The sequence below is a fragment of the Noviherbaspirillum denitrificans genome (assembly GCF_002211445.1).
Taxonomy (GTDB): domain Bacteria; phylum Pseudomonadota; class Gammaproteobacteria; order Burkholderiales; family Burkholderiaceae_D; genus Noviherbaspirillum; species Noviherbaspirillum denitrificans.
This window is the reverse complement of sequence record NZ_LSTO01000001.1, coordinates 4,275,039-4,279,842: the sequence shown is the minus strand read 5'-3', so window position 1 is coordinate 4,279,842 and position 4,804 is coordinate 4,275,039. Positions and strand designations below refer to the sequence as shown.

Here is a 4,804-nt window from a genome sequence, read left to right as displayed (position 1 = left end):
ACCGACACTGACGCCGCACCGCCGCTGGTAGACAGCTTCGCCACGGATTCCATCGGCGGATAGCACAGCCCCTTGTCCGCGCAGCCCTGGCCTGTGGAGCGGAGCGTGAAGCCGCCGTTCGCCGTGATCGGAATCGTAATGGCCAGCGTGCCACGATGGGTTTCCACATCCTTCTGGAAGGTCTCGTCAAACTTCACCTTGCCAGGAGGAATCGTCGGCGTCCCGAGTACGGCGCCCTCCGCCTTGAACTTGAAGGCTTCGTGGTACATGTAATAGCCATCGGCAATCTTGTACGTAACCTCGGCCGTCTTCTCGTCGATCATGCGCGCCGAAAACTTGAACGCATTCTCGGGTTCGAGAAAGTCCTCCGCCGCATGGGAATGCGGCGACAGCACGACGATGGCGGCAAGCAGCAGCGCCTGGAATAGCTTAAACATCCACATCCTTCTTCGTTTCCGACACAACCCAGCCTAGATAGGCCGTCAAACCTGCCGTCACCGGCACGGCAATGATTTCCGGCACATCGTAGGGATGTGATTCCCGGATGGCCGCTTCGAGCGCGGCATACCTTTGCCGCACCGTCTTGATCAGCATGGTTACTTCGCCCGCTTCCTCAACCTTGCCCTCCCACCGGTAGATGGAGCGAACCGCGGGCAGCACGTTGACACACGCAGCAAGCCTGGCCTCCACCACCTTCCGAGCAATAGTGTGAGCCGTCACTTCGTCAGGAACATTTGTCAGGACAAGCAAAACATCCTGCATGATCAAATCCTGTTGTTGAGTCATTTCAGCAGTCGGCGGCGCGTCAGGATGGTCGCCGCATAGAATCCGGCCGCGCAATAGGCGACCAGGATCAAGACATCCACCCATGGGGCGCGCGGCCATTCACCGAGCACGAGCGGCCGGATCAAACTTACTGCAGCGCCAAGCGGCAGCAAAGCCGAGATCGCCCGCAACCATTCGGGCAACTGCGCCGTCGGATAATACACGCCTGACAGGAACACCATCGGCGTCAGCACCAGTGTGAAGTAATAGGTAAAGAAATCATAGCCGCGCGCGAGCGCGTTAATGATCAATCCTATCGATGCAAAAGTCATGCCGATAAGGAACAACAATGGCGGCACGACAAGGACGGTCGGATGCAGTCCGATCCCGAGCATGAAGATCACGATCAGGATTGCTATGCCGGAAAACAGCGACTTCGTCGCTGCCCATAGCATCTCGGCAAGCACGACATCATCCAGCGCCAGCGGCGCATTCAGGAGCGCGTCCCAGGTCTTCTGCACATGCATGCGCGAAAACGCAGAATAGAGTGCCTCGAACGACGCCGCCATCATGACCGACATGCAGATCGATCCGGACGCAAGGAAATGGATGTACGGGATGCCGTTGATACTGTTCAGCAGGCTCCCCAGTCCATACCCGAAAGCCACCAGCGTAATGAGCGGATCGGCGATGTTACCGAGGATGCTCGCCCCGGCCAGCTTTTTCCAGACGAGGAAATTGCGGCGCCAGATCGGGAAGAAGCGGAATGAAAATGCCGGCAAGGCATAGACGGCTGCACTCATCTCAATCCCTCATTTCCCTTCCCGTCAGCTTCAAGAACAAATCCTCCAGGTTGGCAGGCCGATGCAGGTAGCGCACACCATTCGTCTCATGCAATGTGGTCAGCAAAGGCTGCGCGTCGTTGGTATAGCAAAACACCGTTTCACCGCTCACCTCAATCCGTGCCGCGCGCCCGCGCCCTTCCCGCTCGCCCCAGGCAATGGCGTTGTCGCCGTAGACTTCGACCACTTCCGCCTCAATATGTTGCTTGATGAGATCACGCGGCGAGCCCTCCGCGATCATTTGCCCATGGTCGATCACGGCCAAGCGGTCGCACAGCCGTTCCGCCTCATCCATGAAATGCGTGGTCAGGACGATCGTCTTGCCCTCGTTCAGCAGTGTCTTCAGGCGATCCCAGATCATATGGCGCGCCTGCGGATCGAGGCCGGTGGTCGGCTCGTCCATGAAGATCAGGTCGGGATCGTTGACCAGCGCACGCGCTAGCGTCAGTCGGCGCTTCATGCCGCCGGACAGTTCGATGATGTGCGCATCCTTCTTCGCCGTCAGGTTGGCGAACTCCAGCAGTTTCGGGATGCGCGCCTTGATCTCGTGGTCGGCGATACCGAAGTAGCGGCCGAACACCATCAGGTTTTCCTCGACCGTAAAGTCAGGATCAAGGTTGTCCGCCTGCGGCACCACGCCTACACGCAGCCGAGCCGGGCGCGCTTCCCGCGGAATGTGACGGCCAACCAGCGTAATTTCACCGCTATCCGGAGCCGTCAGCCCCAGGCACAACCTGAGGGTCGTGGTCTTTCCCGCACCATTCGGCCCGAGCAAACCATAACATTCGCCGCGCCGTAGAGTGAACGACAGCCCGTCCACAACCACACTCTTCGATTCGCCGTTTCCATACGACTTGCGCAGGTTGGTCACAGACAGAATGTCGAATTCGCTCATGCAGATACGGTACTCCAGCCCAAAACATACATCTTGCCATAAACGAAAAGCATGCACCGGCATCGTTCAGAAAGCTTGAGAATCATGCCGGTCACGCATCACGCCATCAAAGCAAAAAAGCCAGGCGATGCCTGGCTTTTTCATACTACTTGAGCGATCCCAATCACTCAGCGGTCGGGACTGCAGCTTCGTCGCTGATTTCCGGACGGTCGACCAGCTCAACGAAAGCCATCGGTGCGTTGTCGCCCTGACGGAAACCCATCTTCAGGATACGCAGGTAGCCGCCGTTGCGGTTGGCGTAGCGCGGGCTGATTTCGGCGAACAGCTTGACGACGATTTCGCGATCACGCAGACGGCTGAATGCCAGGCGCTTGTTCGACAGGTTGTCGGTCTTGCCCAAGGTGATGATCGGCTCGACGACGCGGCGCAGTTCCTTTGCCTTCGGCAGCGTGGTCTTGATGGCTTCGTGGCGCAGCAGGGAAACGGTCATGTTGCGCAGCATCGCGAGGCGGTGCGACGAAGTACGATTCAGTTTACGGAGGCCGTGACGGTGACGCATGGTATTTCCTTTCAGTTGAGTTTTACATCCAGCTCTTCTATCGATCAGCAGAGGCTTATCGCGGGCCGGTAATGCTTGTTGTTACGGTACTGCTTGATGTGGAAAGGAGCGGCTGAAGCCGCTCCCATCCGGATTACTTCTCCAGACCAGCCGGCGGCCAGTTTTCGAGCTTCATGCCCAGGGTCAGGCCACGCGAAGCCAGCACTTCCTTGATTTCGTTCAGGGACTTGCGGCCCAGATTCGGGGTCTTGAGCAGTTCGTTTTCGCTGCGCTGGATCAGGTCGCCGATGTAATAGATATTCTCGGCCTTCAGGCAGTTTGCGGATCGAACGGTGAGTTCGAGGTCGTCCACCGGACGCAGCAGGATAGGATCGACAGCCGGAGCGCGCGACGGAGCTTCCGCGGTCGCTTCGGTACCTTCCAGAGCGGCGAACACATTCAGCTGGTCAACCAGGACGCGGGCCGACTGACGGATCGCTTCTTCCGGCGAAATCACGCCGTTGGTCTCGATATTCATAACCAGCTTGTCGAGGTCGGTACGCTGTTCCACACGAGCGGATTCGACAGCGTAGGAAACACGGCGAACCGGCGAGAACGAGGCGTCGAGGATGATGCGACCGATGGTCTTGTTTGCATCTTCCGACAGGCGACGTACGTTACCCGGCACGTAGCCACGGCCCTTTTCAACCTTGATCTGCATGTCCAGCTTGCCACCAGCGGTCAGGTGCGCAATCACGTGATCCGGGTTGATCAGCTCGACGTCGTGCGGCAGGTCGATGTCGGATGCCAGCACTGCGCCTTCGCCATCCTTCTTCAGGGTCAGCGTGACTTCGTCGCGGTTGTGCAGCTTGAACACCACACCCTTGAGGTTCAGCAGCATGTCGACGACGTCTTCCTGCACGCCGTCCAAAGAAGAATACTCATGCACAACACCAGCAATCGTCACTTCGGTCGGGGCGTAGCCCACCATGGACGACAGCAGGACGCGGCGCAGCGCATTGCCCAGCGTGTGGCCATAGCCGCGTTCGAACGGCTCCATCACCACTTTCGCTTGGCCGGCGCCAAGTGCTTCGACTTCGATAATACGGGGTTTCAACAGACTGTTTTGCATGAAATGTCCTTTTCAATACCCTCGGCTCGTTACACCGATAAGGCTGATGGCATTACAAAGAAACCCGCCCTGCCGGAAGGCAGGGCGGGCGGGGAATTGCTAATTAGCGGGAATACAGTTCGACGATCAGCGATTCATTGACGTCGTTGGCGATTTCGGTGCGATCCGGCAGTTGCTTGAAGGTACCTTCCATCTTCTTGCCATCGACGGAAACCCAGGACGGCATGCCGCTTTGCTCCGCCAGCGACAGGGCTTCAACGATACGAGCCTGCTTTTTGGCCTTTTCGCGCACAGCTACCACATCACCCGGCTTGACCAGGAAAGAAGCGATGTTGACGACGTTGCCGTTCACGGTCAGTGCCTTGTGGCTGACCAGTTGGCGCGCTTCAGCGCGGGTCGAGCCAAAGCCCATGCGGTATGCAACGTTGTCAAGACGGGATTCGAGCAGCTTCAGCAGATTTTCGCCAGTATTGCCCTTGCGGCGGTCTGCCTCGGCGAAATAACGGCGGAATTGGCGCTCGAGAATGCCGTACATACGCTTGACCTTCTGCTTTTCGCGCAGCTGGTTGCCGTAGTCGGAGGTGCGTGCGCCGGAAGTACGGCCATGCTGGCCCGGCTTGGAATCCAGCTTG

7 protein-coding genes are annotated in these 4,804 nt (G+C 58.3%); all 7 read right to left on the bottom strand.

The features are described from left to right. On the bottom strand, positions 1-437 hold a 437-nt coding region (locus AYR66_RS20715; RefSeq protein ID WP_206047238.1), incomplete at its 3' end, for a protein-disulfide reductase DsbD N-terminal domain-containing protein. After that, on the bottom strand, positions 430-786 hold the full coding sequence (gene cutA / locus AYR66_RS20710; RefSeq protein WP_234814963.1) for a divalent-cation tolerance protein CutA: 357 nt from the start codon (positions 784-786) through the stop codon (positions 430-432). The genes cutA and AYR66_RS20715, both read right to left, overlap by 8 nt. Then, complete coding sequence (locus AYR66_RS20705) at positions 783-1,568, bottom strand: ABC transporter permease (protein ID WP_088709080.1); 786 nt, start codon at positions 1,566-1,568, stop codon at positions 783-785. The genes cutA and AYR66_RS20705 overlap by 4 nt, the downstream gene beginning before the upstream one ends. 1 nt (position 1,569) lies before the next feature. After that, positions 1,570-2,502 (bottom strand): ATP-binding cassette domain-containing protein, encoded by a 933-nt coding sequence (locus AYR66_RS20700; protein WP_088709079.1) that lies wholly within the window; start codon positions 2,500-2,502, stop codon positions 1,570-1,572. A gap of 163 nt (positions 2,503-2,665) precedes the next feature. Beyond that, entirely contained in the window at positions 2,666-3,061 is a 396-nt protein-coding gene (gene rplQ, locus AYR66_RS20695; protein WP_088709078.1) for a 50S ribosomal protein L17, read from the bottom strand. Between the two features lie 133 nt (positions 3,062-3,194). Next, the gene (locus AYR66_RS20690; RefSeq protein WP_088709077.1) at positions 3,195-4,172 is read right to left on the bottom strand and encodes a DNA-directed RNA polymerase subunit alpha; all 978 of its coding nucleotides are present in this window, start codon (positions 4,170-4,172) and stop codon (positions 3,195-3,197) included. Positions 4,173-4,275: 103 nt separating this feature from the next. Further along, positions 4,276-4,804 (bottom strand): 30S ribosomal protein S4 (gene rpsD, locus AYR66_RS29010; RefSeq protein ID WP_170942331.1); only part of this gene is annotated, 529 nt, incomplete at its 5' end.

Bases quoted from the DNA above. Each gene is read 5' to 3' on its own strand.
- cutA (WP_234814963.1), bottom strand. From the start codon at position 786: ATGACTCAACAACAGGATTTGATCATGCAGGATGTTTTGCTTGTCCTG.
- AYR66_RS20705 (WP_088709080.1), bottom strand. From the start codon at position 1,568: ATGAGTGCAGCCGTCTATGCCTTGCCGGCATTTTCATTCCGCTTCTTC.
- AYR66_RS20700 (WP_088709079.1), bottom strand. From the start codon at position 2,502: ATGAGCGAATTCGACATTCTGTCTGTGACCAACCTGCGCAAGTCGTAT.
- rplQ (WP_088709078.1), bottom strand. From the start codon at position 3,061: ATGCGTCACCGTCACGGCCTCCGTAAACTGAATCGTACTTCGTCGCAC.
- AYR66_RS20690 (WP_088709077.1), bottom strand. From the start codon at position 4,172: ATGCAAAACAGTCTGTTGAAACCCCGTATTATCGAAGTCGAAGCACTT.